Raw genomic sequence first — 257 nt, 5'->3', positions numbered from 1 at the left:
GTAGGGGAACCTGCGGCTGGATCACCTCCTTAATCGACGACTCAGCTGCTCCATAAGTTCCCACACGAATTGCTTGATTCATTGAAGAAGACGATAGAAGCAGCTTTAAGCTCCAAGCTGATAGCTCCAAGCTAACAGTTACGCGCTCGAAATTGGGTCTGTAGCTCAGTTGGTTAGAGCGCACCCCTGATAAGGGTGAGGTCGGCAGTTCGAATCTGCCCAGACCCACCAATTTTGTTATGGGGCCATAGCTCAGC

At 51.0% G+C, this 257-nt stretch carries 1 tRNA gene; it reads left to right on the top strand.

From position 1 onward, the window contains the following. Positions 1 to 154: 154 nt before the first annotated feature. A tRNA-Ile gene (locus KW840_RS28360) sits at positions 155 to 231 on the top strand. Positions 232 to 257 lie beyond the last annotated feature (26 nt).

Origin of the sequence: Pseudomonas sp. PDM30, assembly GCF_019218985.1 — a bacterium.
GTDB classification, from domain to species: domain Bacteria; phylum Pseudomonadota; class Gammaproteobacteria; order Pseudomonadales; family Pseudomonadaceae; genus Aquipseudomonas; species Aquipseudomonas jessenii.
This window is presented reverse-complemented; position numbering and strand designations above follow the sequence as displayed.